Origin of the sequence: Streptomyces sp. BK208, from assembly GCF_004364245.1 — a bacterium.
GTDB lineage: Bacteria > Actinomycetota > Actinomycetes > Streptomycetales > Streptomycetaceae > Streptomyces.
Window position 1 is genome coordinate 37,879 of sequence record NZ_SOAV01000002.1, and the last position, 25,872, is coordinate 63,750.

A 25,872-nucleotide genomic window follows, 5' to 3' on the forward strand; every position below is an offset into this window, starting at 1 on the left:
TCGCTCACCCGACCCGCGCCAGCACCTCGCCCGTCCGCTCGCTCCACGCCACCACCACCGCCTCCTCGGGCACCGGGTGCCAGCGGGTCAGCAGCAGCCAGCGGACGTGGTAGCGGCGGACGACGGCGGCGCGCTCGGCGCGGGTCGAGTCCGCCGCGAGGTACGCCCGGACGTCGGCGGCCCGCCGCCCGCGCACCCGTTCGTCCAGCGACGGGTCGGGCCAGGCGGGCGCCGCGAGGTCGGGGCCGTACCCGGCGATGGCGTGCCCCGCGTAGTAACCGTCGGTGATCACGGCCTCGCCGGGGCCGATGTGCCGGGCCGCCCACGCGTACGCCGGCCAGTGGGGCGGCTGCTCGAAACCGACCGGGTCCAGGGCGCGCGGCACGACCGCCCCCGCGTGGACCGTGAGGAACCCCAGCAGGGCGCCGGCCGTCGCGGCCGAGCCCAGCGCCGCCCGCCACCGCGGCCACGGTCGGGGCGCCGCCAGCTCCACCGCCAGGGCGAACTGCGCCGGCACCAGCGTGAGGCCGAGGATCCGGCCGTAGGTGTAGTGGCCGCTGAACCAGCCGTACGCCACCACCGCGCAGTCCAGCGCGAACAGCAGCACCAGCGGGTCCCTCGGCGAGCGGCGCCCGCGTGCCCACAGGGCCGGCAGGCCGAGCAGCGCCAGCCAGAACTCCCCGGGCAGGTGGAGGTACAGGACCCGGTGCATCCCGTCCACGCTGTCGTCGCCCGCCAGCGCGAACACGTCGAAGTACGGCCAGCCGCCCGCCACCCCCGCCGCCACGGCCGCCGTCAGCGCCCACCGCCCCACGACCGGCCCGCGCCACCCGTCCTGCCACCCGGCCACCAGCGCCACCGCGCCGATCACCGCCGCCACCGCGGTGATCGGGTGGACCAGCAGGATCAGGCCGTACAGGACGCCGAGACCCGCGTAGCCGGGCAGTCCGCGCAGTCCGCCCGGGCCCACGTACCGCACCCGGCGCCCGTCGCGGGCCCGTGCCCCGGTCAGCGCCCAGACCCAGAAGGTGAGCCCGATCGCGAACGTCGACGGATAGCCGAGGTTGCCCGTCATCGACATCAGCCCGAGGTAGCCGCTCCACCAGGCCCGCTCGGTGCCCCACAGCAGCGTCATCGCGCCCAGCGCCAGCACCGGCGCCCACGGCCGGGGGCTCAGCACCCGGACGAAGCGGTTCAGGCCGGTCAGCAGCACCAGCAGGTTCAGCGGCCCGGCGAGCCGCACCACCTCCCAGCCGCCCAGCCCCGTCAGCCGGGCGAACACGCCCTGGGCCACCGCGTACGGCGAGTAGTACGCGCTGCCCGCACCCGGCAGGTCCGCCATCGGGTGACGCGGGTGAAGGAGGTCGGCCTTGAGGCGCTCGACGACGGCCGCGTGCTGACCGGCGTCGCAGCACAGCGGCACCGCCCAGTACGCCAGCGTCATCACGAGGAAGAAGCAGAAACCGGCGAGCTGGAACGGGGTGGGGCGCCAGGTGCGGCCGCCGCGCAGCGCCGTCGCACCGCGCGCGGGCCGCCGGACGAGGACGCCGGCGCTCACAGCACGGTGACGGTAAAGGGCATTCTGGACATTTGCCGTATGTTCCCGGTGGGGTCCCGCCCATGACCCCAAGTCACCTCAACGGGTGATGCTCAGCCGCCCGGTCCACCGGGCCCGCTCGGTCCACCGCGCCCGCCCGGCCCACCACGTCCGCTCAGCCCACCGAGTCCGCCCGCTCCGGCTGCCCCTGCGCGGGCAGCGGCAGCCGGCCGCCCCGCACCACCGGTTCCAGCAGCAGCGGCACTCCCACCACCGGCAGCAGCCACGCCAGCACGATCAGCCGCTCGCCCCAGATGTTGATGTCCGGATGCGCGGCCTGGGTCAGGATTCCGGTGAACGCCGCCGCGACCAGGAAGACGCCGACCGCACCCCCGCGCCGCAGCGCGCCCCACGCCCCGGCGGCCAGCGCCGCCGCGAACAGCGGCTGCCAGGCCTGCCTGCGCAGCCACTCCACCCAGAAGTTGCCCTGCAACTGCCAGAACTCCGGCCACGGACGCGTCCGGTCGGGACGGGCGAAGTGACCGGTGAGCAGGTCCTGGAGGCTGTCCGCCTCGGAGGGGTAGTCCAGCAGCCACGCCAGCAGCAGGGTGGCGGCCGCGCCGGCCAGTCCCACGGCCGCGAGCGCCGGCACCCCCCGCGGCACCGGAACGCCCCGCCGCGGTCGCCGGCGGCCCCGCAGGACGATCAGCGCGCCCGCCGCCGCCAGGCCGAGGCCCAGGAACAGCGCCTGGGAGTGCTTGACCGTGAACAGGGCGAGCAGCGAACCGGCGACCACCGCGAGACCGGCCCGCGGCCGCCCCGCACGCAGCACCAGCGCGCAGCCCCACACGGCCGCCAGCGTGAGCGCCATCAGCAGGCCCTCGGCCATCGGGCGCATCGCGGTCGTCCCGCACGGCAGCACGTAGTACAGCGCCTGCCCGGTCAGGGCGAGCGGCACCGGGACCGCCAGGGTCCGCAGGACCAGGAAGACCAGGACCCCGCCCGCGCACGCGATGACGACCCCCGCCGCCCACAGGCCCCACGTCGCCCCGAAGGCCAGGACGAACGGCACCAGGAAAGCCGGGTAGCCCGGCCGTGCCTCGAAGATCCGCATGAAGCGCTCCGGCATGTACGGCACGGTGTGCCCGCCGGTCTGCCCGGCCGCCAGCCGCGGCCCCACCACCGCCCACTCCTGCGCACGGCACGCCGCCACCACCTCGTCGGTGGGGTCGGGGCGGTGGAAGCGGACCACGTGCACGCTCTGGTCCCGCTTCGCGTGCTCCGCCCGGCTCGCGCACACGTAGTCGATGGTGGCCGTCGCCGCCGCGCGCTTGCCCTCACCGGTCAGGCTCAGCGCGTACGACAGGTAGTTCTTGGTGTCGGGGGTGTCCCGGCCGGTGACGTTCGCGAGCTGGAGCACGGCGAACACGGCGGCGACGACCAGCACCCAGCCGCGGGGTCTCATGTGGAGGGCAGCAGGTCGCGTCCGGACGGGACGCCGCGGGCGCCCGGGACGCCGGACGGCTCCGGCTCGGGCATCGGCTCGCCCAGCAGCAGCGTCCGCACCACCCGCTCGGCGGCCCGGCCGTCCTCGTACTCGCAGTACCGGGACCGGAAGGCCGCCCGCAGCCGGCCCGCCTCCTCGTCCCGCCACGCCCCGGACGCCAGCAGCCACGCCAGCTCCCGGTAGCTGCGCGAGACGTGCCCGGGCGCCTCCTCGGTGATGTCGAAGTACGTGCCGCGCGTCGCCGTGTACGGGCCCCAGTCGTCGGCGTGGATCACGATCGGGCGGTCCAGCAGGGCGTAGTCGAACATCAGGGCGGAGTAGTCGGTGATCAGCAGGTCGGAGGCGAGCATCAGGTCCTCCACGTGCGGTTCGTCCGTGGCGTCGATCACCACGCCCCGCCGGTGCAGCTCCGCGAGGCCCAGGCCGCGTGCCGGGCCGGTGGCGAGGGAGGGGTGCAGCCGCACCAGCAGGGTGTGGTCCGCGCCGAGGTCGGCGGCGAGCCGGGCCGGGTCGAGGCGCTCGACGAGCCCCCCGCGCCGGTACTCGCGGCGGGTCGGCGCGTACAGCACGACGGTGTGCCCGTCGGGGACGCCGAGCCGCTCGCGGACCCGGCGGCCGTCCTCGGGGCCGGCGTTCACCAGGACGTCGTTGCGCGGGCTGCCGGTGCGCGCGGACGTGAAGTGGCAGGGGTAGGCCCGCTCCCACACGCGCTCCGCGTACCGGCCCGCGACCAGGCTGTGGTCCCAGCGGTCGGCCCGGCGCAGCATCTGCGGCACGTCGACGCCCAGCCGGGCGCCGGGCCTGCCCAGCAGGTCGACGCCCATGTACTTGAGCGGGGTGCCCTGGTGGGTGTGGATGTGGACGCTGCCGTCCCGCTTGGCCACGGTGCCGGGCCAGTTGACGTTGTTGACGAAGAACGCCGCCCGCTCGGTCACCCGGCGGTAGGCGGCGCTGCCCAGCACCACGTGCTCCGTGCCCGGCGGCACCAGGGCCGGGTCCGCCGCGCACTCCTCGTCGCGCACCACCCACACCCCGCGCAGGTGCGGGGCGAGTGCGCGGGCCGCGCGGTGGATCGCCGCGGGGTCGCCCATGACGCCCCGGTGGGAGAACGCCGAGTACACGACGAGGTCCGGGTCGAGCGGACGGCGGGGAAGCACCGCGGTCGCGGCCCGGCGCGCCCGCCCGGCGGCCGCGCCGCGCACCTGCCGCGTCCGGCGCTCCAGCTCCCGCGCCGCCCTCCCCGTCTCCCGGCGCAACCGGTAGACGGCGTACGGCCCCTCCAGCACCCGCAATTCGGCCGGGACCGGCGCGCCCTCGGGCCGGTGGGCGCGGAACATCTTGGCGGTGCGGTGGAAGAACTCGGCCCGGTCGGACGGCGGCAGCCGGTCGGGCTTGGACAGGATGTCCAGGCAGTGCTCGCCCATCTTGGCGTGCAGGAACGGACGCCACCGGTCCGCCAGGTGGGGGCGGGCGTCGAGGAAGGCGAAGACCCGCTCGTACTGCGCGTGCACGTCGAAGTGCTTGCGGCTGGTGGTGGACAGGATGTTGCCCTGGCGGCGCTGCCGGTAGTTCAGGCAGATGCGGTCCAGCGCTGCGATCCGCTCCGCGCTGAACATGACCGGGAAGGTCCAGGGCGTGTCCTCGTAGTAGCCCGGCGGGAAGGCGAAGCCCTCCCGCTCGACGAAGTCGCGGCGGTAGACCTTGTTCCACACCACCATCAGCAGGTCGAGGATCTCGGGGTGCCCGGCCGCCGTGAACGTGCCGTCGCCCGCCTCGGCCAGTACCCGGGCGAGGGCGTTGCGCCGGGTGCCGCCCCACCAGTAGGTGCGCGCGTAGTCGAACACCAGGACGTCCGGGTCGTCCGTCTCCGCGAGCCGGTCGGCCATGGCGCGCAGGGCGCCCGGGGTGAGGCTGTCGTCGCTGTCGAGGAAGAAGAGGTAGTCGCCGGTGGCGTGCGGCATCCCGGCGTTGCGGGCCCGGCCGAGGCCGACGTTCTCCTCCAGGTGCAGCACCCGCACCCGGTCGTCGCGGGCCGCGTACTCGTCGAGGATCGCGCCGGAACCGTCCGGCGAGCAGTCGTCGACGGCGATCACCTCGATGTCCCGGAAGGACTGGTCCAGGACCGAGTCGAGGCACTCGCGCAGGAAACCCTGCACCTTGAAGCAGGGGACGATGACGCTGAAGCGGGGCACGGGGTCAGCTCCTTACGAGGGTGGCGGCGGCGGGGGCCGGGACGCGCTCCGCGAGCGGGGTCACCGGCGGCAGTGCCTCGGGCGGCTCGCCGAGCAGCACCCGGCGCACGACGCGCTCGGCGGCCCGGCCGTCGTCGAACTCGCAGAACCGCTCCCGGAACGCCGCCCGCAGCGCCGCCGAACCTGCGTCCGCGTACGTGCCGTCGGCGAAGACGCGGGCCAGCTCCTGCGGCGTGCGCGCCACCGGTCCCGGCGGGGCCGCCGGCAGGTCGAAGTAGACGCCGCGGGTCTCCCGGTAGACGTCCCAGTCGTCGGCGTACACGACGATCGGGCGGTCCAGGTTGGCGTAGTCGAACATGATCGACGAGTAGTCCGTGATCAGCGCGTCCGCGGCCAGGCACACGTCCTCCGAGGAGCGGTGCGCGGTCACGTCGATGACCCGGCCGGTGCGTTGCCGGCTGCCGCCGCGGTCGTGGAAGTAGTGGGCGCGCGACAGCACCACCACGTCCTCGCCGGCCGCCTCGCAGAACGCCTCCAGATCGAGGCCCGCCGCCTCGGAACCGGTCTCCCAGTCCCGGTGCGTGGGCGCGTACAGGACGGCCGTCTTCCCCTCCGGGACGCCCAGCTCGCGCCGGACGCGGGCCACGTCCTCGGCGGTCGCCGTCACGTAGACGTCGTTGCGCGGATAGCCGTACTCCAGGTGCTCGTAGGAGCCGGGGAAGGCCCGCTCCCACGTCCGGGTGGAGTGCCGGTTGGCGGAAAGGTTGTAGTCCCAGCGGTCCACCCGGCCCAGGAGCTTGGTGAAGCTGCCGGTGGCCGCCGCCACCACCGGGTACGGCGACTGGTCCACGCCCATCGTCTTCAGCGGCGTGCCGTGCTGCGTCTGCACGTGCACGCTGCCGGGGCGCTTGACGACGCCCTCGGCGAAGTTGGCGTTGTTCACCAGGTACGTGGCGCGGGCCAGTACCTCCCAGTAGCGCCGGCTGCCGATGACGGCGTGCTCGACGTCCTTCGGCACGGTGTGCGCCTGGTCCGGCTCGACCAGGAACACCGACCTGATGTGCGGGGCGAGTTCACGGGCCTTGGCGTGGATCGCGGCCGGGTTGCAGGCGTAGCCGCGGCCCCAGTAGGCGCAGTACACCGCCAGGCCGGGGTCGAGCGGACGGCGCAGGTGGCGGCGGTAGAACAGGCGGGTGCGCAGCCCTCGCGGCCACGGCAGGCGGCTCAGGACACCGGTCACCGCGCGGTTGGCGGCGCGCAGGGCGCGGAAGCCGGTGTACGAGCCCGACGCCAGCAGCCGGTGCTGCACACCGAGCCGTCCGCCCGGCGGCCGAAAGCCCGCGGGCCGGTGGCGCCGGTACAGCCGGCTCGCCCGGCGGTAGAAGGCGCGCCGCTCCCGGCGGGTCAGGCGCCGGGGGTGGACGGCCGTCTTCAGGACCGCCGCGAAGAGCTGCTCGAACAGCGGGCCGTACCGCTCGGCCGGCAGACCGCGCTCGGCGGCGTACACGAGCGCCGACTCGGTCTGGTCGAGCAGGTCCGCGTGGTGCCCGCCGGGCAGGTTCAGCCGGTTGCCCTGACGCCGCACCCGGTGCCGCACGACCACGGAACGCAGGACCGCCACGCGCTCGGCGCGCACCGCGACCCGGGCGCCGAAGCCGACGTCCGTGAAGTGCCCGCCGGGGAAGTCGAGCCCGCGCTCGGCGAGGAAGGTACGGCGGTGGACCGCGCTCCACGCGGGCAGGTGCACGCCGGACAGCTGCGGGGCGCGGTCGGGGGTGAAGGCGCCGCCCGGGGCCTTGGCCAGCAGCGGGGCGGCCGGGTTGGTGGTCTCGCCCTCCCACCAGGGCACGCGCTCGTACTCGAAGTAGAGGACGTCGACGCCGCCGGTGTCCGCAAGGCGCGCGTCCAGCGCCGCCAGCGCCCCCGGCACCAGGACGTCGTCGCCGTCGAGGAACAGCAGGTACGCGCCGGTCGCCGCCCGCATCCCGGCGTTGCGCGCCCCGGCGAGACCGGCGGACGGCGGCGAGTGCACCGGCCTCACCCGGGAGTCCCGCCCGGCGTGCTCACCGGCCACGTCCGCCGCGGCGGAGTCCGGGCCGTCGCAGACCGGGATCAGCTCGAAGTCGCCGAAGGACTGGCCGAGGACCGAGTCCAGTGCCTGGGAGAGCCGCCCCGCGACCCCATGGGACGGGACGATGATGCTGAAGCGGGGCATGCTGCTCTTTCTCTCGTGATCCTGGTCCGACGCACCCGGGACCGGTCCGTCCCGGTCCGGCGGGAGACCCCTGCGGGCCGCGCCCTCGGCCCGGCCGTCCCGCGGGCCGCCACGTGGGCGGCCGGGTCGGAGTGGGCCGCGACGAACTGCGGGGCATGGGGACTCCCGGAGGACCAACGGTGGTCAGAGGCTGTCGGTGACGGTGCGGGGCCCCGCGGGTTGCGGCACCGTGGTCAGCGGAGGGCGCGCGAGGGCCGCGGCGGCGGAGGGCGCGGGGCGGCGCTCGGCGAGCGGCACGACCGGCGGCAGGCCGCTCTCGCCCAGGACGACGCGGCGTACGACGCGGTCGGCGGCCCGGCCGTCGTCGTACGGGCAGAAGCGCTCGCGGAAGGCGGCCCGCAGCCGGGCGGTCCGGGTGCCGTGCCAGTCGCCGCTCGCGAACACGCCGATCAGCTCGTCCTCGTCCCGCGCGATCGCTCCCGGCGGGAAGGAACGCAGGTCGACGTAGGTGCCGCGGACCGCCTCGAACGCCTCCGGCTCGTCGGCGTGCAGCACGACCGGGCGGTCCAGGCCCACGTAGTCGAACATCAGGGACGAGTAGTCGGTGACCAGCACGTCCGACGCCAGGCAGAGGGACTCCACGTGCGGGTGGTCGCTCACGTCCAGCACCCGGCCGCCCGACGCGGTGAGCGGCCCGCCGTGACGGGGGTGGGCGCGGGCCAGCACCATGAAGCGCGGACCGAGGCGGCGCACGACGCGGTCCAGGTCCAGGGCGGCGCGCTGGGTGCGCCGGTAGTCGCGGTGGGTGGGCGCGTACAGGATCGCGACCGTGCCCTCGGGGATGCCGAGGGTCCCGCGCAGCCGGGCCACGTCCGCCGCCGTCGCCCGCTGGAGCGCGTCGGTGCGCGGCTGGCCGCACTCCAGGGCGGTCCAGTCACCGGGGTGCACGCGTTCCCAGGTCAGGGTGGAGTGGCGGTTGGCGCAGACCACGTAGTCCCAGGTGCCGGTCTCGCGCAGCAGCCGGGCGAAGTCGGTGCCGCGCCCGACGGCCGGGCGCTCCTGGAGGTCCAGGCCCATGTGCTTGAGCGGCGTCCCGGCCTGCGTCTGGACCAGGACCTGACCCCGGCGCCTGACCAGCCCGGCGGCGAAGGCCGCGTCGCACACCAGGTAGCGGGAGCGGGCCAGGGCCGTCCAGTGGGCGGCCGTGCCGGCGGCCAGCCGGCGGGTACCGGGCGGGACGGTGTGGTGGTGCACGGGGTCGGCGGCCCACGCCGTGCGCACGTGCGGCGCGAGACGGCGGAACGCCTCCTCCAGCGCGCCCGGGTCGCGCCCGTACCCCCGGTTCCCCTCGACGGCGAAGACGGCGCGGTCGGCGCGGAGCGGGAGGCAGCGCTGGACGCGGTAGTGCAGGCGCAGGGCGCGGGACCGGGCGGCGCGCAGCAGACCCGCGCCCGCCCGAGCCGTACGGCGGCGCAGGGCCGACGCCAGGCGCAGGGCTCCGTAGGTGCGGCGCAGGCCGAGGCGGAGCAGAGCGTGGCGGAGACGGACGGGCAGCGGGGCGGGGGCGCCGGGCACCCGGTAGCGGCGGCAGTGGACGCGGGCCCGGCGCAGGAACTCGGCGCGCAGGGCGTGCGGGAGGCGGTCGGGGCGGGTGTACACCGTCGTCAGGTGGTCGGCCATGCGGCGGTACAGCAGCGGTCGCCAGCGGGCCAGTTCCGGCCGCTCCCCGGGGTGCGTCTCCATGCGCGAGCGCAGGAAGGCGAAGACGCGGTCGTACTGCGTGAACACGTCCAGGTGCCGCGCGCTCGGCGTGCCGAGGATGCTGCCCCGCAGGCGCTGCCGGTAGTGCACGCAGACCCGGTCCAGGGTGGCGACGGACCCCGCCGTCATCAGGACCGGGTACGTCCACGGCGTGTCCTCGTAGTACCCCGGCGGGAAGACGAGGCCCTCGCGCTCGGCGAACTCCCGCCGCACCGCCTTGTTCCAGGCCACCATCAGCAGCTTCAGCAGCCCCGGCCGGTCGGCGAGCCGGAACGGCGCCGGGCCCTGCTCGGTGAGGTGCGCGGCGGCCTGGTTGCGGACCGTCTCGCCGGTCCAGTACGTACGCGCGTAGTCGTAGACCAGGACGTCCGGCTCGCCGGTCTCCTTGATCCGGTCGGCGATGCTCCGCAGCGCGTGCGGGGTGAGGGTGTCGTCGCCGTCGAGGAAGACCAGGTAGTCGCCGCACGCCCGCTCCATCCCGGCGTTGCGGGCGGGGCCCAGGCCCTCGTTGCGCGGCAGGCGGACGACGCGCACGCGCGGATCGAGGGCGGCGAAGCCGTCGGCGATCGCGCCGCAGGCGTCCGGCGAGCAGTCGTCGACCACGATCACCTCGAAGTCCGGGTACGACTGGGCCAGCACCGACTCCAGGCACGCGTGCAGATACGCCTGCACCTGGTACGCGGGGACGATGACACTGAACCGGGGCACGGGGACATCCATGGGTCGGCGGGATCGGTGCGGGCTTCTGCCCGGCAACGGCCGCCGGAGCGACTTGGTTACGGCCCCCGGGGCATTCGGGGGACGTTGTGCCCGTACGGATGAGGGGGCGGACCGGTGACCGGTCCGCCCCCTCTCAAGGGTGGTGTGGGGTCCGCTACTTGACGGCGCCCGCCATCACGCCGGAGACGAACTGCCGCTGGAACGCGAAGAACACGGCCAGCGGGACGACCATGGAGATGAACGCCCCCGGGGCCAGCACGTCGATGTTGTTGCCGAACTGCCGTACCTGGGTCTGCAGGGCGACCGTGATCGGCTGGCTGTCGGAGTCCGAGAAGATCAGCGCGACCAGCATGTCGTTCCACACCCACAGGAACTGGAAGATGCCCAGGCTCGCGATCGCGGGCCCGCCGAGCGGCATCACCACCCGCGCGAACAGCCGCAGTTCGCCCGCCCCGTCCAGGCGGGCCGCCTCCAGCAGCTCCCTCGGGATCTCCGCGAAGAAGTTCCGCAGCAGGAACACCGCGAAGGGCAGGCCGAAGCCGACGTGGAAGAGGATCACGCCGAGCATCGAACCGAACAGGCCGATCTTGCCGAAGAGTTCGGCGATCGGGATCAGGGCCACCTGCACGGGCACCACGAGCAGCCCGACCACCGCCAGGAACCACCAGTCGCGGCCCGGGAAGTCCATCCACGCGAAGGCGTATCCGGCCAGTGCCCCGATGACCACGACCAGGACGGTCGCGGGAACGGTGATCAGCGCGGTGTTGAGCAGCGAGGAGGTGATGTCGCCGTTCTTCAGCAGCTCCTCGTAGCTCTGGAAGGTCAGCTGGGACGGTTCGGTGAAGACCTTCCACCAGCCGCTCGCCGCCATGTCCTGGGGGGTGCGCAGCGAGGACAGCAGCAGCCCGATCGTCGGGACCAGCCAGAACAGGGCCACCACGATCAGGAACACCCGGACCAGCCCGCCGCTGAGGGCCTCGACGAGCCGGGACCCGAGCGACTGCCTCGCCTTCACGGTCCCGCCGGGTGTCCCGGCGGCGGCCCCGCTACCGGGCCCGGTTCCGGTTCCCGTGAGGGAACCCGCGTCCGCGGTCATCGCCGCACCTCCCGCCGAAGTCGCCGTACGTTGAACCACATCACCGGGATGACCAGGAGCAGCAGGAAGACCGCGATGGCGCTGGCGACGCCCGGCTGGTCGGAGGCGAAGCCCTTGCGGTACAGCTCCAGGGCGAGCACGTTCGCGTCGTCCTGGGAGGAGCCCGGAGCGATGATGAAGACCAGGTCGAAGACCTTCAGGACGTTGATCATCAGGGTGACGACCACGACCGCGAGGACCGGCGCCAGCAGCGGCACCGTGACCCGCCGGAAGACCTGCCACTCGTTGGCGCCGTCCACCCGGGCGGCTTCGAGCAGCTCCCTGGGCACCCCGGCCAGGCCCGCCGCGATCAGCACCATCGCGAAACCCGCCCACATCCACACGTACGATCCGATGATCGCCGGAGTGACGAGGGAGGGGCCGAGCCAGTTCAGGCCGTTGTACGGCTCCTTGAAGTTGTCGGCGGGCAGTCTGAGCAGTGCCCCGTCGGCCGCCGCGGGCAGGGTGAACGTGCCGTCCCCGGCGGCCGTGGCCGTCGCGACGACCTCGCCGTCCTTGACCGCCTCGATCTTCATCCCGGCGTAGCCCAGCTCGGCCGCGTCGACGCCGCCGAGCCTGCCGACGCCCTTGCCGCGGGTGAAGTCCTGCCAGGTGGTGCCGGTGACCTCGCCGTCCGCGGGCTCGGGCACCGCGGCCTTCTTCGCGTCGTCGGGCATCAGGTCGGGGGCGACGCCGACGAGGGGCAGGACGACGGGGGTGCCCGAGCGGACCGGCTGCTTCGTGACGAACGCGCCCCCGCCGGCGGGCTTCAGCGGCGAGTCGCGGCCCGGGTGCGCCTTCGGGAACGCGGACGACTCGGCGAACGTGTCGTGCACGCCGACCCACACCGCGTTGGCGACGCCCTTGTCCGGGTCCTGGTCGTACACCAGGCGGAAGATGATGCCGGCCGCGAGCATCGAGATCGCCATCGGCATGAAGACGACCAGCTTGAACGCGGTGCCCCAGCGGATGCGTTCGGTCAGCACCGCGAAGATCAGACCCAGCGCGGTGGCGACCGTCGGCGCGAACACCACCCAGATGATGTTGTTCTTCAGGGCGGTGCGGATGCCGTCGTCGGTGAACAGCGTCTCGTAGTTGTCGAACCCGGCGAAGGAGTCGCCGGACTGGTCGTAGAAGCTGCGGATCAGCGAGTACCCGATCGGGTAGACCACGAGCGCGCCGAGCAGCACCAGGGCGGGCAGCAGGAACAGCGCCGCCACGGACCTGCGGGTGCCGGTCACGCTCCTGCGCGACTTGGGTGACTGGGGGGCGGCGGTGCCCCGCGGGGCCTTGGCCGCCGTGGCCGACGTCATCGCGTCAGCCCCCGTAGGCGGCGGCCGCGTCCGCCTCCAGCTTCGCCTGGGCGCCCGCGACGTCCTTCGGGTTCTTCAGGAAGTCCTGCAGCGTCTTCCACTCGCCCTTGCCCGGGGTGCCGCCGAAGGCCTGCGGGGCCTGGTCGGACATGTCGAAGCGGAAGTCGTCGCCGGCCGCGACCAGCGCCTCGGCGATCTTCTTCTGCACCTCGTTCGGATACACCGAGGAGTCGATGCTCTTGTTGGGCGAGAGGAACCCGCCGAGCTTCGCCTGGATCCCCGCCGCGTCCGGCGAGGCCAGCCAGGTGGCCAGCGCCTGCGCCGCCTTCGAGTCCTTGAAGACCACGGCCGCGTCGCCGCCGGACACCACCGGCGCGGTGTCGCCCACGGCCGGGAACGGGAACACCTTCGCGTCGGTACCGACCTTCGCCTTCGTCTCACCGATGTTGACCTGGACGAAGTCGCCCTCGTAGACCATGCCCGCCTTGGGCTGGTCACCGCCGGTGAAGGTCTGCGTCACCGAGGCCGGGAACTCCGTCTGGAGGGCGCCGGACGCACCGCCCGCGACGAAGTCCTTCTTGCCCCAGATCTCCGCGAGGGTGGTCAGGGCCTCCTTCACGGACGGGTCCGTCCACTTGATCTCGTGCTTGGCGAGCTGGTCGTACTTCTCCGGGCCCGCCTGCGACAGGTAGACGTTCTCGAACCAGTCGGTGAGCGTCCAGCCGTCCGCGCCGCCCACGGAGAACGGGGCGACGCCGGAGTCGTAGATCATCTGGGCGGTGTCGAGCAGCTCGTCCCAGGTCTTGGGCTCGGCGGCGCCCGCGTTCTCGAAGACCTGCGCGTTGTACCAGATCAGCGACTTGTTGGCGGCCTTGTAGTACACGCCGTACTGCTTGCCGTCGACCTTGCCTATGTCCTGCCAGCCCTGCGAGTAGTTCTCACCGAGCTCCTTGGTCGCCTCGGCGCTCAGCGGCTTGGCCCAGCCCTTGTCGACGGCCTGCTTGATGGCGCCGGGCTGCGGAAGCATCGCCACGTCCGGCGGGGCGCCGCCCGCGATCTTCGAACCGAGGAAGTTGATGATCGGGTCCTGGGCGGGCACGAAGGTCACCTTGGCGCCCGTGCGCTTCTCGAACTCCGCGAGGACCTTCTTGAAGTTCTCCTGCTCGGTGCCCGTCCAGACGGCGGCGACCTCCAGGCTCTCGCCGTCCAGCTTCGGGAGGGTGACGGAGGCGGCCGGCGTCTTGTCGCCGCCCTTGTCGCCCTTGTCGCCGCCGCCGTTGTCGTCATCGCCGCCGCCGCACGCGGTGAGCGAGAGCGCGAGCGCTCCCGCGGCGAGGGTGGCTGCCGTCCTGGTGGTCCTCTTGACGCTTCCGCGTGTCCGGATGGTGCTGCTCGTGCGCATTACTGCCCCGTTCTTCGTTCCTCGTCGAACGCTCGGCGCTCTCCCGTGCGCTCTGGTGTACGCCAGGGGGGTGAGGGCGGCAAGGGCGCGTCCGTGGTCGACGGGGGGATCGTGACCGCGTCGTGACCGTGATCGGAAACCCGGCCCGGCGGCGGGCGTCCCGGGGGCTGCCGCGCCGCGCCGCGCCGCGCCGCGCCGCGCCGTGCCGTGCCGCGCCGTGCCGTGCCGCGCCGTGCCGCGCCGCGCCGTGCCGTGCCGCGCCGTGCCGCGCCGCGCCGGGCCGCGCCGGGCCCCGCCGAGACCCGGGGCGGCTTCGGCCCCGGGCGCCGGACGGGCCGGGTCGCAGGGTCCGGCGTCAGAGGAGCGACGGGACCTCGGCCGCCGAGACCTCCCGTGCCGCCCGCTCCAGGGCGCTGGCCAGCAGGGCCAAGTCGGTCGGTCCGTTGCCCAGTTCGCGGACCGGGCGGCGGGTGGGCGGGTCGCCCATGCGGTGCCACTCCAGGGCGACCACCGTGGGGCGCAGGGTCGCCGTGCGGGGGATACGGCCGGTGACCCGGCCGCCCTGGAAGGCCACGGCGCGGCCGTCCGGGTGGGTCAACCGCCCCCGGCCGGGCGCCGGTTCGTCCGGCCCGGGCACGGGCGCGTCCAGGGTGGCGCGGAGGGCCGCGCGCAGGGCGGGCTCGGTGCGGTCCGTGCGTCCCCCGGGAGCGGTGGCGGCGACCAGGTGGACGCCGAGCCGCTCACCCTCCCGCGCGACGGCCTCCAGCGCCCGCACGACCGACCCCGCCGCGGGCCGCCCGGGGGAGCCGAGCGGGGGAGCCACGAGGGCGTCGAGGTCGTCCACGACGACGACCAGGCGGGGGAGGGGCGGGACCGGCCCCGTGCGGCGCTTGGCGGCGGGCCGCAGCCGCAGGGTGGAGCTGGGCGGGGACTCGACGTCCCCGGAGTCGCAGACCTGCGCGGGCGTCCCCGTCGTCGGGGTGCGCTGGGCGACGAGCCGGCCCGACACCTCGCGGCCGGTGTGCCACTCGGCGAAGTCCGACCGCCCGAGCAGCTCGGCACGGCGCTTCAGCTCGGCGCTCAGGGACTGGGCGAACTCCCGCATCCGCACGGGGTCGTTGGCGGTGAGGTGGGTGGTGACGTGCGGGACGTCCGTGCACACGCGCAGACCCTCGCCGTGGGCGCCGCCCGCGCTCACGCTGTCGCGGCCGTCCATCAGGACGACACCGAGCCGGTCGGGGCGCTCGGCCGAGGCGAGCGACGCGACCAGCGCCCGCAGCAGCTCGGTGCGGCCGCTGCCGGGCGGGCCCTCGACCAGCAGGTGCGGTCCCTCGGCGGCCAGGTCGACCAGGACGGGGCCGCGCGGACCGGCGCCCAGCACCGCCTGCGCGCGTCCCCCGAGGGACTCCGTGTCGTCGGCCGCGGCGGCCCAGCGGGCCATCAGCGAGGCCGGGGTGGCGCGGGCCAGGCCCAGCTCGTCCAGGAGCCGGGCCGCCTGGGGGAGGGGCGCGGACACGCGCGCGTGGTGCTCGCCGCCGGTGCCGGCGCCGTCGGTGCGCAGGGGGGCCAGGGCGCGCGCGAACCGCTCGGCCCAGGCCGGGGAGACGGCGTCCACCGTGCCGAGGGTGCCGTGACCGACCGGCCCGGCGGGTGCGGCCGGGGCGCCCGGGCCCGGATGCGCGGCCGTACGGGCGACGCGCAGCAGCCGCAGGGTCGTCGCCACGTCGCCGCTGAGCAGCGCCACGGCACCGCACTCCCGGAACACCGGCGACACCGCGCAGGCCGCCTCGTACGTCCGGGTCACCGGGGAGGAGGGGGAGGCGGCGGCCGTCTCGGCGAGGCACACGACGTGGACACCGGCCCGCGGTCCCTCCAGGGCCAGCCGGGCCACCGCCTCGCGCACGTCGGCACCGCCGGGGTCCCCGTCCACGACGAGCACGGTCCAGGGCCCGGTGAAGCCGCCGGTGGGATCGGTCCCGTCGCCGCTCCCGTCGCCGGCGCGGGCCCAGGAGGGCTGCGGCCGGACGGCCCCGGTGGCGGGGGCCGCGGTGGTCGCGTCCGCGTCCCCCGGGCGGGCACCGGGCCGGTTCTCGTCGGCGAGGTGGTCGTCCAGGCGCCGGAGGAGCTCGGTGGCGCGGGCCGTGGCCTGCTCGCGGTCGTGGGCCAGCAGCAGGCGGCAGTCCTGGCCGTGTCCCGGGCGCACCTGCGGCAGCCAGCCGAGCCAGGACCACTCGGCGCTGCGCTCGGCGAGAGGCCGGGAACGGTCCGCGCTGATCAGCACGATCTCCAGGGTGTCGGCCGAGTGCAGCGCGGCGAGCTGCGCCAGCACCGAGCGGGCCAGCCCGGCCAGACGCTCCCGCGGGCCGGCGAGGCCGAGCGCGCCGACCTCGCGCAGATCGGCCGTCACCGGCACCGCGGGCAGCGGGGCGTCACCGCCCGGCGCCACCCGGTCGGCCGTACCGAGCCGCACGGTGAGCGCCTCCGGGTGGCCCGGGCCGCGCTCCCACAGCCGCGGCCCCGGTCCCAGCGCCGTCAGCAGCAGCGAGGCGGGGTCCGGCCAGGTCTCCCGGGCGCCCGGGACGCCGGACGGAGCCGCCGGGGCCGGTCCGGGCGCCGCCTCGTCGCGCGCGGGACCGCCGGACGCGGCGGCCTCCGGGGCGCCCGCGCGCCCGCCGGTCAGCCGTCGCGCCCACGCGCCTATCCCACCGCGCCTGCGCGCCTCCTGCGGCACGTCGGCACCCGGGAGAGGGGTCCCTCCGCGGGCGGTGCGCCCGCCCGCGGAGGTGTCGCCGCCGCGCCCGGTGCCGGTCTCCCGGCCGGTGCGATCGTCCGGGCCGGAGCCGTCCCCCCGGCCGCCCGCTCCGGAGGGGCCACCGGGGCCGCCGTGCGCGCTCGCGCCCGGCCCGTACGCCGCCGGTGCGGGAGAGCCGATCCCGGGCGCGCCCGCGTCGCGGGTGTCGCCTCCGTACCCGTCCGCGTCGCGGGTGCCGCCTCCGTACCCGTCCGCGTCGCGGGTGCCGTCTCCGTACGCTCCGGGCGCCGAAGGGCCCGGGCCGTACCCGCCCGCTCCAAAGGCCCCGGCCGCGTACGGCCCCGCGCCCCGCGCGCCGCCGTGCGTCTCGCCCCCGGCGGGGGTCTGCCGGGGCAGGCCCGCCGTCGGGCCGGTGCCGTGGCTCTCGATGCGGGGGGCGCCGCCCTGCCCGGGTACGTGCGTCGGCCCCGCGGACGGCCCGCCCGCGGCGTAGCGGGAGGAGCCGTACGCGTGGTGCGTCCGGCCGTCGGCCGCGGACCTCCCGTCGGTCCCGTGGGACGCGGTGCCGTCGTGCTCCGGTGCGCGTCCCGGCGCTCCGGCCGGTCCCGCCGGTCCGTGCGCGGACGCGGGTCCCGGAGGCGCGCTCCGCGCGCGGGAGCGGCCGTCCCCGTCGCGCACCTGCCCCTCCGCCCCGTCCGCCACGCGCGTGTGGGCCCCCGCGTCGCCGTCCCCGTCCTCCGCGGCGGCCGTCCGGAGCCCGGACAGTCGTACGTGTCCCTCCCCGTCCGGCGTCGTCGCCACCCGTGCCTCCGCCGCCGGGGGCACCGGCACCAGCCGCAGCGCCGACTCGCCGATCCGCAGCAGCGCGCCCGGCGCGAAGCGGACCGGGCGACCGCCCACGCGGGTGCCGTCCAGGGTGGTGCCGTTGGTGGAGCCCAGGTCGGCGACCGACACGCGGGCGTCGGGACCGACGGTCACGGCGCAGTGCATGCGGGAGACGTCCGGGTCGTCGAGCGCGACGTCGGCGTCGGCGGAGCGACCGAGCCTGATCTGGCCGCCGTGCAGCAGGTGGACGCCGCCCGCGTCGGGACCCGCGACCACGTGGAGCTGGGCGGGGACGTCGGCCGGCTCGGCGTGCGGGTCGGGCTCGCCGGGGGCGCCCAGACAGAGCACGGCGCCGTCGATCAGCGGAGGCTCGCCCAGGGTGCTGCGCTGGGCGTCGAGGCGCTGCGCACCCGCGTACAGCACCACCTGACCGGTGCCCGGGGTCTCGCCGGGGAGCGTGGCGGCCAGCGCCGGGGCGACCGCGGCCAGGGCGGTGCCGGCCGGTGCGGTGACGAGTACGTCGCACCGCGCGGCGCGGCCCCCCGCCGAAGCGGCGGACGCGGCCGGGGCAGCCGAAGCATGCGGGCCCAGCGGGTCTACGACGGTCAGCCGGATCTGCATCGCCGTAAGCGGTCCCTTCGCGCGGGCGCCCACGCGCCGGGACGGAAGCCGCCACCATGGTCCCCCACCGCGGACTTCCCCCACCGTCACACGAGCACGTCGGCCAGTTCTGCAGGCATCCTCGCACCTGCCACTGACAACGCGCCCGCCGCCCGCCGTCAAATGATCTTGATTGGTCGGCTCTGCCCCCAAAAATGCCTGACAGGTGCCCTGCGGATGATCGAATGCCGTCCGCTTGAGATCGGTCACGTACGGGTCGCGGCAACCAAGGGACCGGGTCGCGCGTCTTTCCTTCGAACGTGGTGCGGAGGCGGCACTACAGTTGGGTCCGACTGGGACCGACCGGTTCTGCGACAGTGGGTCCGAACAGCCAGCAAGCAACTAGGAGCGCATGACGTGCGGCCGGTAGGCAGCAAGTACCTCCTCGAGGAGCCCCTCGGCCGCGGTGCCACGGGCACCGTCTGGCGGGCCCGCCAGCGCGAGACCGCGGGCGCCGAGGCGGCCGTGGCCGGGCAGCCCGGCGAGACCGTCGCGATCAAGGTCCTCAAGGAGGAGCTCGCGAGCGACGCCGACATCGTGATGCGCTTCCTGCGCGAGCGTTCCGTCCTGCTCCGGCTCACCCACCCCAACATCGTCCGGGTCCGCGATCTCGTCGTCGAGGGCGAGCTGCTCGCCCTGGTCATGGACCTCGTCGACGGCCCCGACCTCCACCGCTACCTGCGCGAGAACGGGCCGCTCACCCCGGTCGCCGCGGCCCTGCTCACCGCGCAGATCGCCGACGCGCTCGCGGCGAGCCACGCCGACGGCGTCGTCCACCGCGACCTGAAGCCGGCCAACGTCCTGCTGAAGCAGACCGGCGGCGAGATGCACCCGATGCTCACCGACTTCGGCATCGCCCGCCTCGCCGACTCGCCCGGCCTCACCCGCACCCACGAGTTCGTCGGCACGCCCGCGTACGTCGCGCCGGAGTCCGCCGAGGGCCGCCCGCAGACCTCCGCCGTCGACGTGTACGGCGCCGGCATCCTCCTGTACGAGCTGGTCACCGGCCGCCCCCCGTTCGGCGGGGGATCGGCCCTCGAGGTGCTGCACCAGCACCTGAGCGCCGAACCGCGACGCCCCTCCACCGTCCCCGACCCGCTGTGGACGGTCATCGAGCGCTGCCTGCGCAAGAACCCGGACGAACGCCCCAGCGCCGAGAACCTCGCCCGCGGCCTGCGCGTCGTCGCCGAGGGCATCGGCGTGCACGCGAACAGCGCGCAGATCGGCGCCGCCGAGGGCGTCGGCGTGCTCCTCGCCCCCGACCCGGCACCCGCGCAGGTCCCCGGCGTCCCCGGCGCCCCCGACGGCGCCTACGACCCGAACGGCGCGACCAGCGTCCTGCCGCACACCGGGGGCCCGGCGGGCGCCGCCGACCCCACGACCGTCCTCCCGAGCACCGGCGCGCCCGACCCGACCGCCGTCATGCCGCCGGTTCCCCCGGGGCAGCCGGGCCAGCCGGGACAGGGCGGGCCCGAGGACCCGCACCCCTGGCAGAACCAGCTGCGCGCCGCCCGTGACCGCAACGAGCAGACGCAGGTCCAGTACCTGGACCCGAACCAGGACCCGCTGCGCCGCCGCCCCCAGCGGCAGGTCTCCCGCCCGCAGCAGCCGCGCCAGGCCCCGCCGCCCCAGCAGCCGGGCTACGGCTATCCGCAGCAGCAGCCCCAGCGCTACGCCACCCCGCAACCCCAGCAGCCGCAGCGGCCCCAGCCGCAGCGGTACGCCCCGCCGCCCGTGCCCGAGCCGCAGCAGCCCCGGCGAGAGCCGAGGGCGCCCCGGCAGCGCAGCGCCAACCCCATGCGCATCCCGGGCCTCGGCTGCCTCAAGGGCTGCCTGTTCACGCTCGTCATCCTGTTCGTGGCCGGCTGGCTGGTCTGGGAGCTGAGCCCGCTCCAGGACTGGATCGGCACCGGCAAGGGGTACTGGGACCAGCTCAGCGACTGGTTCACCACCGTGACCGGCTGGATCGGGGACCTGGGCGGCTCCAGCGGAAGCTGAGTCCGGAGACTTGTCGACATCTGGAGGGTGATTTCCGCCTCCGCCGTGAAGGCCGGCTCCTGCAACGCGTACTTTTAGGCGCAACACGCGTCGGTAGGAGCAGTCTTGGCACGGAAGATCGGCAGCCGGTACACCGCCCATCAGATCCTCGGGCGGGGCAGCGCCGGCACGGTGTGGCTGGGTGAGGGTCCCGACGGACCCGTAGCGATCAAGCTGCTGCGCGAGGACCTGGCGTCCGACCAGGAGCTGGTCTCCCGCTTCGTCCAGGAGCGCACCGCCCTGCTCGGCCTCGAACACCCGCACATCGTCTCCGTGCGCGACCTCGTCGTGGACGGCAACGACCTCGCGCTGGTGATGGACCTGGTCCGGGGCACGGACCTGCGCACCCGCCTGGACCGGGAGCGGCGCCTGGCGCCCGAGGCCGCGGTGGCCGTCGTCGCGGACGTCGCCGACGGACTGGCCGCCGCGCACGCCGCCGGGGTCGTGCACCGCGACGTCAAGCCCGAGAACGTGCTGCTCGACATGCAGGGCCCGCTCGGACCCGGCGGCTCACACCCCGCCCTGCTGACGGACTTCGGCGTGGCCAAGCTGATCGACACCCCGCGGCGCACCCGCGCCACGAAAATCATCGGCACCCCGGACTACCTGGCCCCGGAGATCGTCGAGGGCCTGCCCCCGCGCGCGGCGGTCGACATCTATGCGCTGGCCACGGTGCTGTACGAGCTGCTGGCCGGCTTCACGCCGTTCGGCGGCGGCCACCCCGGCGCGGTGCTGCGCCGCCACGTGACCGAGACCGTCGTCCCGCTCCCCGGCATCCCCGACGAGCTGTGGCAGCTCCTCGTCCAGTGCCTCGCCAAGGCCCCGGCGTCCCGGCTGCGCGCCTCCGAGCTGAGCGCCCGGCTGCGCGAACTGCTGCCGCTGCTCGCCGGAATGGCCCCGCTCGACGTGGACGAGCCCGACGCCGAGCAGGACGAGGACACGCAGTCCGAGGACCCCGCGGCCCCCTCCGCGTCCTCGGGAGAGCCCGTACGGCGCCGGGGAGCGGTGCCTCTGGTGCCGGGGGCCAAACCGGCCGACTCCAACCGCGACACCCACACGTCGATGCGCGTACCGGCCCCGGACGAGCTGGCCGGCGGCGCCCGCGGCACCGCCCGCGCCCCGCGCGCGGCCGGCGCCCCGCGCCCCGGCTCGGCCCGCAACCGCGCCGCCGCGCGGCGCCGCCGGATCGCGCTGGGCACGGGAGCGGTCGCCCTGGTGGCGGCGATCGGAGTCGGTACGTGGCTGGCCACGGGTGGTGACGACGGGGACACCGGGCCCCAGGACACGCGGAACTCGGCACCGGCCTCTCCCTGAGCCCCGGACCACCACCGGCGGTCCGCACCCGCACCCGCCGGGCGTGGACCGCCGTCCGGAGCCGTTACGCTGGATGCGTGGCAGTCGTCGATGTATCCGAAGAGCTGAAGTCCCTCTCCTCGACCATGGAGTCGATCGAGGCCGTCCTGGACCTCGACAAGTTGAGGGCAGACGTCGCCGTGCTCGAGGAGCAGGCGGCCGCGCCCTCCCTGTGGGACGACCCGGAGGCGGCGCAGAAGATCACGAGCAAGCTCTCGCACCTCCAGGCCGAGGTGCGGAAGGCCGAGGCCCTGCGCGGCCGGATCGACGATCTCGGCGTGCTCTTCGAGATGGCCGAGGAGGAGGACGACCCGGACACCCGCGCCGAGGCCGAGTCCGAGCTCGCGGCCGTCCGCAAGGCGCTGGACGAGATGGAGGTCCGCACCCTGCTCTCGGGCGAGTACGACGCGCGCGAGGCACTCGTGAACATCCGGGCCGAGGCGGGCGGCGTGGACGCCGCCGACTTCGCCGAGAAGCTCCAGCGCATGTACCTGCGCTGGGCCGAGCAGCACGGCTACAAGACCGAGGTCTACGAGACGTCGTACGCGGAAGAGGCCGGCATCAAGTCGACCACCTTCGCCGTGCAGTCGCCGTACGCCTACGGCACCCTCTCCGTCGAGCAGGGCACGCACCGGCTGGTGCGCATCTCGCCCTTCGACAACCAGGGGCGCCGCCAGACCTCCTTCGCGGGCGTCGAGATCCTCCCCGTGGTCGAGCAGACCGACCACATCGAGATCGACGAGTCCGAGCTGCGGGTCGACGTGTACCGGTCCTCCGGGCCCGGCGGCCAGGGCGTCAACACCACCGACTCGGCGGTGCGCCTCACCCACCTGCCCACCGGCATCGTCGTCTCCTGCCAGAACGAGCGCTCCCAGATCCAGAACAAGGCCACCGCCATGAACGTCCTCCAGGCCAAGCTCCTGGAGCGGCGCCGCCAGGAGGAGCAGGCCAAGATGGACGCCCTCAAGGGCGACGGGGGCAACTCCTGGGGCAACCAGATGCGTTCGTACGTGCTGCACCCGTACCAGATGGTCAAGGACCTGCGCACGGAGCACGAAGTGGGCAACCCCGAGGCCGTGTTCAACGGCGAGATCGACGGTTTCCTGGAGGCCGGCATTCGCTGGCGCAAGCAGCAGGAGAAGTAGCCCGAAGCGAGATCGCCGCTTTGTCGACAAGGCAACTGCCGCCCTACCGGCGGCAGTTGCCTTTTCCCGGTCCGCCGTTCGCCGGTGATGTCTGGGTTTTACATCACACTCACACCCTTTGTGTCCGGCATAAGTCCCGTACGCGGACATCGCGTACGCAATGGCCTTGACGTTGCTTTGAACATTCGGAATGGTGAGGCGCGGCATGCGTATTTCTGGGGCGCATGTGAACCGGGGGGCTTGAGTACGCACAGCTACCCCCGTCGATCACGGCCCCCGAGTGCGGCCTCACCTACTGATCGGCTACTGGGGGTAGCAACCACATGACGAAGAAGACGCGCATCCGTGTCGCGCGCATAGCGGCCGGCGCCGTGATCGCGGCCGGCGCCTCGCTGACCGCCGCGGGTGCCGCATCGGCGCTCGAGATCGGCGTCAGCGCCGGCACCAGCGACAGCGGCATCGGTCTCGGCCTGAGCGTCACGGGCGACGACGACGACCCCGACCCGTGCGACATCGTTACCAGCCCCGACTGCGATCCGACGGACCCCACGGACCCCACGGACCCCACGGACCCCACGGACCCGACCGATCCGACGGACCCCACGGACCCCACGGACCCGACGGACCCCACGGACCCGACGGACCCGACCGACCCGACGGACCCCACGGACCCGACCGATCCCACGGACCCGACGGACCCGACCGATCCCACGGACCCGACGGACCCGACCGACCCGTCGACTCCGACCGACCCGGGCACCACCGACCCGTCCGACCCCGGTAACGGCAACGGCAACGGCAACGGCAACGGCAACGGTGGCGGCAACAACACCGACCCGAACGGCGGCGGCAACGACAACGTCGCTCAGGAGCAGGGTTCCTCCGCGCTGACCGACACCGGCGAGCAGGCTCCGGCCTCCGACACCGCTGCCCAGGGCAACGGCAAGGAGCTCGCCGAGACCGGCGCCGCGGAGACCACGTTCCTGCTGGTCGGCGCCGCGACGATGATCGCCGGCGGCATCGGCTTCCGCTTCCTGCCGCGTCTGATGAACGGCCGCGGCGGCGCTGCCGCCTGACGGTAGCCGTCCGCGTACGCACCGCTCACGCGGTGCCGCGTACACGAAGGGGCCCGGAGCGCAACCGCTCCGGGCCCCTTCCGTGTCTTCCTGAGTCCTCGCGCTGCCGGCCCCGTGCCCCGAAGAACCGGGCGCCCGCGCCCTGGCGGGCCTCAGGGCGGCTCCAGGGCCGTCAGGCGGTCTGCTGGGCCAGCAGGGCCACCGCGGCGATCAGCACCGCCAGCAGTGCGATCAGCGCCATCGGGTTCAGCCCCGCGAAGAAGTTGCTCTCCTGCTGCAGTCGCTCGCGGTTGGCCCGGCACACCGGGCACCTGCCCTCGCTCACGGGCGCCGCGCAGTTCGCGCACACCAACCGGTCGTACGTCATGCGCTCGCCCTCCTTGCCGCCGGCTCCGTCCGGAACAACGCCCGCGACGACACGAACGTTCCCCTTCCACTGTGCCAGGTTCCGCGGGGCGCCGCGCGCCCTCCTGCGGGGACAAAACGTGCAACTGATACGCAACCCCGACCGGTGACTGCGGTCGGCTCCCCGGTTCGCGTATGGTCACGCACATCTACCCCCGGCGACCCGTGGTGCATCCGTGATCCGATTCGACAACGTCTCCAAGGTCTACCCCAAACAGAGCCACCCAGCCCTCAGGGACGTCTCCCTGGAGGTCGAGAAGGGCGAGTTCGTCTTCCTCGTGGGATCCTCCGGCTCCGGAAAGTCCACCTTCCTGCGGCTGATCCTCCGCGAGGAGCGGTGCAGCCACGGTCAGGTGCACGTGCTGGGCAAGGACCTCGCCCGCCTGTCCAACTGGAAGGTGCCGCAGATGCGGCGCCAGCTGGGGACGGTCTTCCAGGACTTCCGCCTGCTGCCGAACAAGACGGTCGGCGAGAACGTCGCCTTCGCGCAGGAGGTCATCGGCAAGTCCCGCGGCGAGATCCGCAAGTCCGTGCCGCAGGTGCTCGACCTCGTCGGGCTCGGCGGCAAGGAGGACCGCAGGCCGGGCGAGCTGTCCGGTGGTGAGCAGCAGCGCGTCGCCATCGCCCGCGCCTTCGTCAACCGGCCCAAGCTGCTGATCGCCGACGAGCCCACGGGCAACCTGGACCCGCAGACCTCCGTCGGCATCATGAAGCTGCTCGACCGCATCAACCGGACGGGCACCACCGTGGTGATGGCCACGCACGACCAGAACATCGTGGACCAGATGCGCAAGCGCGTCATCGAGCTGGAGAAGGGCCGCCTCGTCCGGGACCAGGCACGCGGTGTCTACGGCTACCAGCACTGACGACGAGGAACGAAAGGCTTAACGAGACGCCATGCGCGCCCAGTTCGTAGTCTCGGAGATCGGTGTCGGTCTTCGTCGCAATCTCACGATGACCTTCGCGGTCATCGTCTCGGTCGCCCTGTCGCTGGCCCTGTTCGGCGGTTCCCTGCTGATGAGCGACCAGGTCAGCACCATGAAGGGCTACTGGTACGACAAGGTCAACGTCTCGGTCTTCCTCTGCAACAAGAGCGACGCGGAGTCCGACCCCAACTGCGCCAAGGGCGCGGTGACCGAGGACCAGAAGAAGCAGATCATGGCCGACCTCGACGAGATGACCGTCGTCGACAAGGTGACGTACGAGTCCCAGGACGAGGCGTACAAGCACTACAAGGAGCAGTTCGGCGACTCGCCGCTGGCCAGCTCCCTCACGCCGGACCAGATGCAGGAGTCGTACCGGATCAAGCTCAAGGACCCGGAGAAGTACCAGGTCATCGCGACCGCCTTCGACGGCCGCGAGGGCGTGCAGTCCGTGCAGGACCAGAAGGGCATCCTGGACAACCTCTTCGGCCTGCTCAACGGCATGAACTGGGCGGCCCGCGCGGTGATGGCCCTCATGCTGGTCGTCGCGCTGATGCTGATCGTCAACACCGTGCGCGTCTCGGCGTTCAGCCGGCGCCGCGAGACCGGCATCATGCGCCTGGTGGGGGCCTCGGGCTTCTACATCCAGGCGCCGTTCATCATGGAGGCGGCGGTCGCCGGCCTCATCGGCGGCGGTGTCGCCTGCGGCTTCCTGGTGATCGCCAGGTACTTCATCATCGACCACGGACTCGCCCTGTCCGAGAAGCTGAACCTGATCAACTTCATCGGCTGGGACGCCGTCCTGACGAAGCTGCCGCTCATCCTGGCCACGAGTCTGCTGATGCCCGCGTTGGCCGCGTTCTTCGCGCTGCGCAAGTACCTGAAGGTGTGACACATCCCAAGGGGGTCGCACG

General features: G+C 74.1%; 16 protein-coding genes. 6 read left to right on the forward strand and 10 right to left on the reverse strand.

The window, feature by feature from the left end; translation table 11 throughout:
- Positions 1–4: 4 nt before the first annotated feature.
- The 9 genes from EV562_RS04755 to EV562_RS04795 all read right to left on the reverse strand — a co-directional run bounded on the left by EV562_RS04755 (position 5) and on the right by EV562_RS04795 (position 17,980).
- Entirely contained in the window at positions 5–1,558 is a 1,554-nt protein-coding gene (locus tag EV562_RS04755) for a hypothetical protein (protein ID WP_133885410.1), read from the reverse strand.
- Positions 1,559–1,712: 154 nt separating this feature from the next.
- On the reverse strand, positions 1,713–3,002 hold the full coding sequence (locus EV562_RS04760; RefSeq protein WP_133885411.1) for a hypothetical protein: 1,290 nt from the start codon (positions 3,000–3,002) through the stop codon (positions 1,713–1,715).
- Positions 2,999–5,236 (reverse strand): bifunctional glycosyltransferase/CDP-glycerol:glycerophosphate glycerophosphotransferase, encoded by a 2,238-nt coding sequence (locus EV562_RS04765; RefSeq protein ID WP_133885412.1) that lies wholly within the window; start codon positions 5,234–5,236, stop codon positions 2,999–3,001. The genes EV562_RS04760 and EV562_RS04765 overlap by 4 nt, the downstream gene beginning before the upstream one ends.
- A gap of 4 nt (positions 5,237–5,240) precedes the next feature.
- Positions 5,241–7,451 (reverse strand): bifunctional glycosyltransferase family 2 protein/CDP-glycerol:glycerophosphate glycerophosphotransferase, encoded by a 2,211-nt coding sequence (locus tag EV562_RS04770; protein ID WP_133885413.1) that lies wholly within the window; start codon positions 7,449–7,451, stop codon positions 5,241–5,243.
- A 183-nt stretch (positions 7,452–7,634) separates the two neighbouring features.
- Complete coding sequence (locus tag EV562_RS04775; RefSeq protein WP_166661589.1) at positions 7,635–9,920, reverse strand: bifunctional glycosyltransferase family 2 protein/CDP-glycerol:glycerophosphate glycerophosphotransferase; 2,286 nt, start codon at positions 9,918–9,920, stop codon at positions 7,635–7,637.
- A gap of 166 nt (positions 9,921–10,086) precedes the next feature.
- A complete protein-coding gene (locus EV562_RS04780) occupies positions 10,087–11,028 on the reverse strand; it encodes a carbohydrate ABC transporter permease (RefSeq protein WP_133885415.1) in 942 nt (313 codons plus the stop codon).
- Positions 11,025–12,308, reverse strand: coding sequence for a sugar ABC transporter permease (locus EV562_RS04785; protein WP_133886013.1), 1,284 nt, complete (start codon positions 12,306–12,308; stop codon positions 11,025–11,027). The genes EV562_RS04780 and EV562_RS04785 overlap by 4 nt, the downstream gene beginning before the upstream one ends.
- A gap of 76 nt (positions 12,309–12,384) precedes the next feature.
- Entirely contained in the window at positions 12,385–13,782 is a 1,398-nt protein-coding gene (locus EV562_RS04790; RefSeq protein WP_133885416.1) for an ABC transporter substrate-binding protein, read from the reverse strand.
- Positions 13,783–14,137: 355 nt separating this feature from the next.
- Positions 14,138–17,980 (reverse strand): FHA domain-containing protein, encoded by a 3,843-nt coding sequence (locus EV562_RS04795; protein ID WP_133885417.1) that lies wholly within the window; start codon positions 17,978–17,980, stop codon positions 14,138–14,140.
- A gap of 396 nt (positions 17,981–18,376) precedes the next feature.
- Between EV562_RS04795 and EV562_RS04800 the strand changes: the two genes are divergently transcribed.
- The 4 genes from EV562_RS04800 to EV562_RS35425 all read left to right on the forward strand — a co-directional run bounded on the left by EV562_RS04800 (position 18,377) and on the right by EV562_RS35425 (position 23,630).
- On the forward strand, positions 18,377–20,017 hold the full coding sequence (locus EV562_RS04800) for a serine/threonine-protein kinase (protein WP_133885418.1): 1,641 nt from the start codon (positions 18,377–18,379) through the stop codon (positions 20,015–20,017).
- Between the two features lie 105 nt (positions 20,018–20,122).
- The gene (locus tag EV562_RS04805; RefSeq protein ID WP_133885419.1) at positions 20,123–21,370 is read left to right on the forward strand and encodes a serine/threonine-protein kinase; all 1,248 of its coding nucleotides are present in this window, start codon (positions 20,123–20,125) and stop codon (positions 21,368–21,370) included.
- Between the two features lie 77 nt (positions 21,371–21,447).
- Positions 21,448–22,554, forward strand: a complete 1,107-nt coding sequence (prfB, locus tag EV562_RS04810; protein ID WP_133885420.1) for a peptide chain release factor 2 — start codon at positions 21,448–21,450, stop codon at positions 22,552–22,554.
- A 323-nt stretch (positions 22,555–22,877) separates the two neighbouring features.
- A complete protein-coding gene (locus EV562_RS35425) occupies positions 22,878–23,630 on the forward strand; it encodes a hypothetical protein (RefSeq protein WP_243859973.1) in 753 nt (250 codons plus the stop codon).
- 172 nt (positions 23,631–23,802) lie between these two features.
- On the opposite strand, the gene EV562_RS04820 is transcribed toward EV562_RS35425, so the two are convergent.
- The gene (locus EV562_RS04820; RefSeq protein ID WP_133885421.1) at positions 23,803–23,997 is read right to left on the reverse strand and encodes a hypothetical protein; all 195 of its coding nucleotides are present in this window, start codon (positions 23,995–23,997) and stop codon (positions 23,803–23,805) included.
- A 214-nt stretch (positions 23,998–24,211) separates the two neighbouring features.
- On the opposite strand from EV562_RS04820, the gene ftsE reads away from it, so the two are divergent.
- A complete protein-coding gene (ftsE, locus tag EV562_RS04825; protein ID WP_003975843.1) occupies positions 24,212–24,901 on the forward strand; it encodes a cell division ATP-binding protein FtsE in 690 nt (229 codons plus the stop codon).
- Positions 24,902–24,932: 31 nt separating this feature from the next.
- Entirely contained in the window at positions 24,933–25,850 is a 918-nt protein-coding gene (gene ftsX / locus EV562_RS04830; protein ID WP_133885422.1) for a permease-like cell division protein FtsX, read from the forward strand.
- Positions 25,851–25,872: the final 22 nt, after the last annotated feature.

Coding starts and splice junctions, on each gene's coding strand:
- EV562_RS04760 (WP_133885411.1), bottom strand. CDS start 3,002: ATGAGACCCCGCGGCTGGGTGCTGGTCGTCGCCGCCGTGTTCGCCGTG.
- EV562_RS04770 (WP_133885413.1), bottom strand. CDS start 7,451: ATGCCCCGCTTCAGCATCATCGTCCCGTCCCATGGGGTCGCGGGGCGG.
- EV562_RS04780 (WP_133885415.1), bottom strand. CDS start 11,028: ATGACCGCGGACGCGGGTTCCCTCACGGGAACCGGAACCGGGCCCGGT.
- EV562_RS04790 (WP_133885416.1), bottom strand. CDS start 13,782: ATGCGCACGAGCAGCACCATCCGGACACGCGGAAGCGTCAAGAGGACC.
- EV562_RS04795 (WP_133885417.1), bottom strand. CDS start 17,980: ATGCAGATCCGGCTGACCGTCGTAGACCCGCTGGGCCCGCATGCTTCG.
- EV562_RS35425 (WP_243859973.1), top strand. CDS start 22,878: ATGACGAAGAAGACGCGCATCCGTGTCGCGCGCATAGCGGCCGGCGCC.
- EV562_RS04820 (WP_133885421.1), bottom strand. CDS start 23,997: ATGACGTACGACCGGTTGGTGTGCGCGAACTGCGCGGCGCCCGTGAGC.
- ftsX (WP_133885422.1), top strand. CDS start 24,933: ATGCGCGCCCAGTTCGTAGTCTCGGAGATCGGTGTCGGTCTTCGTCGC.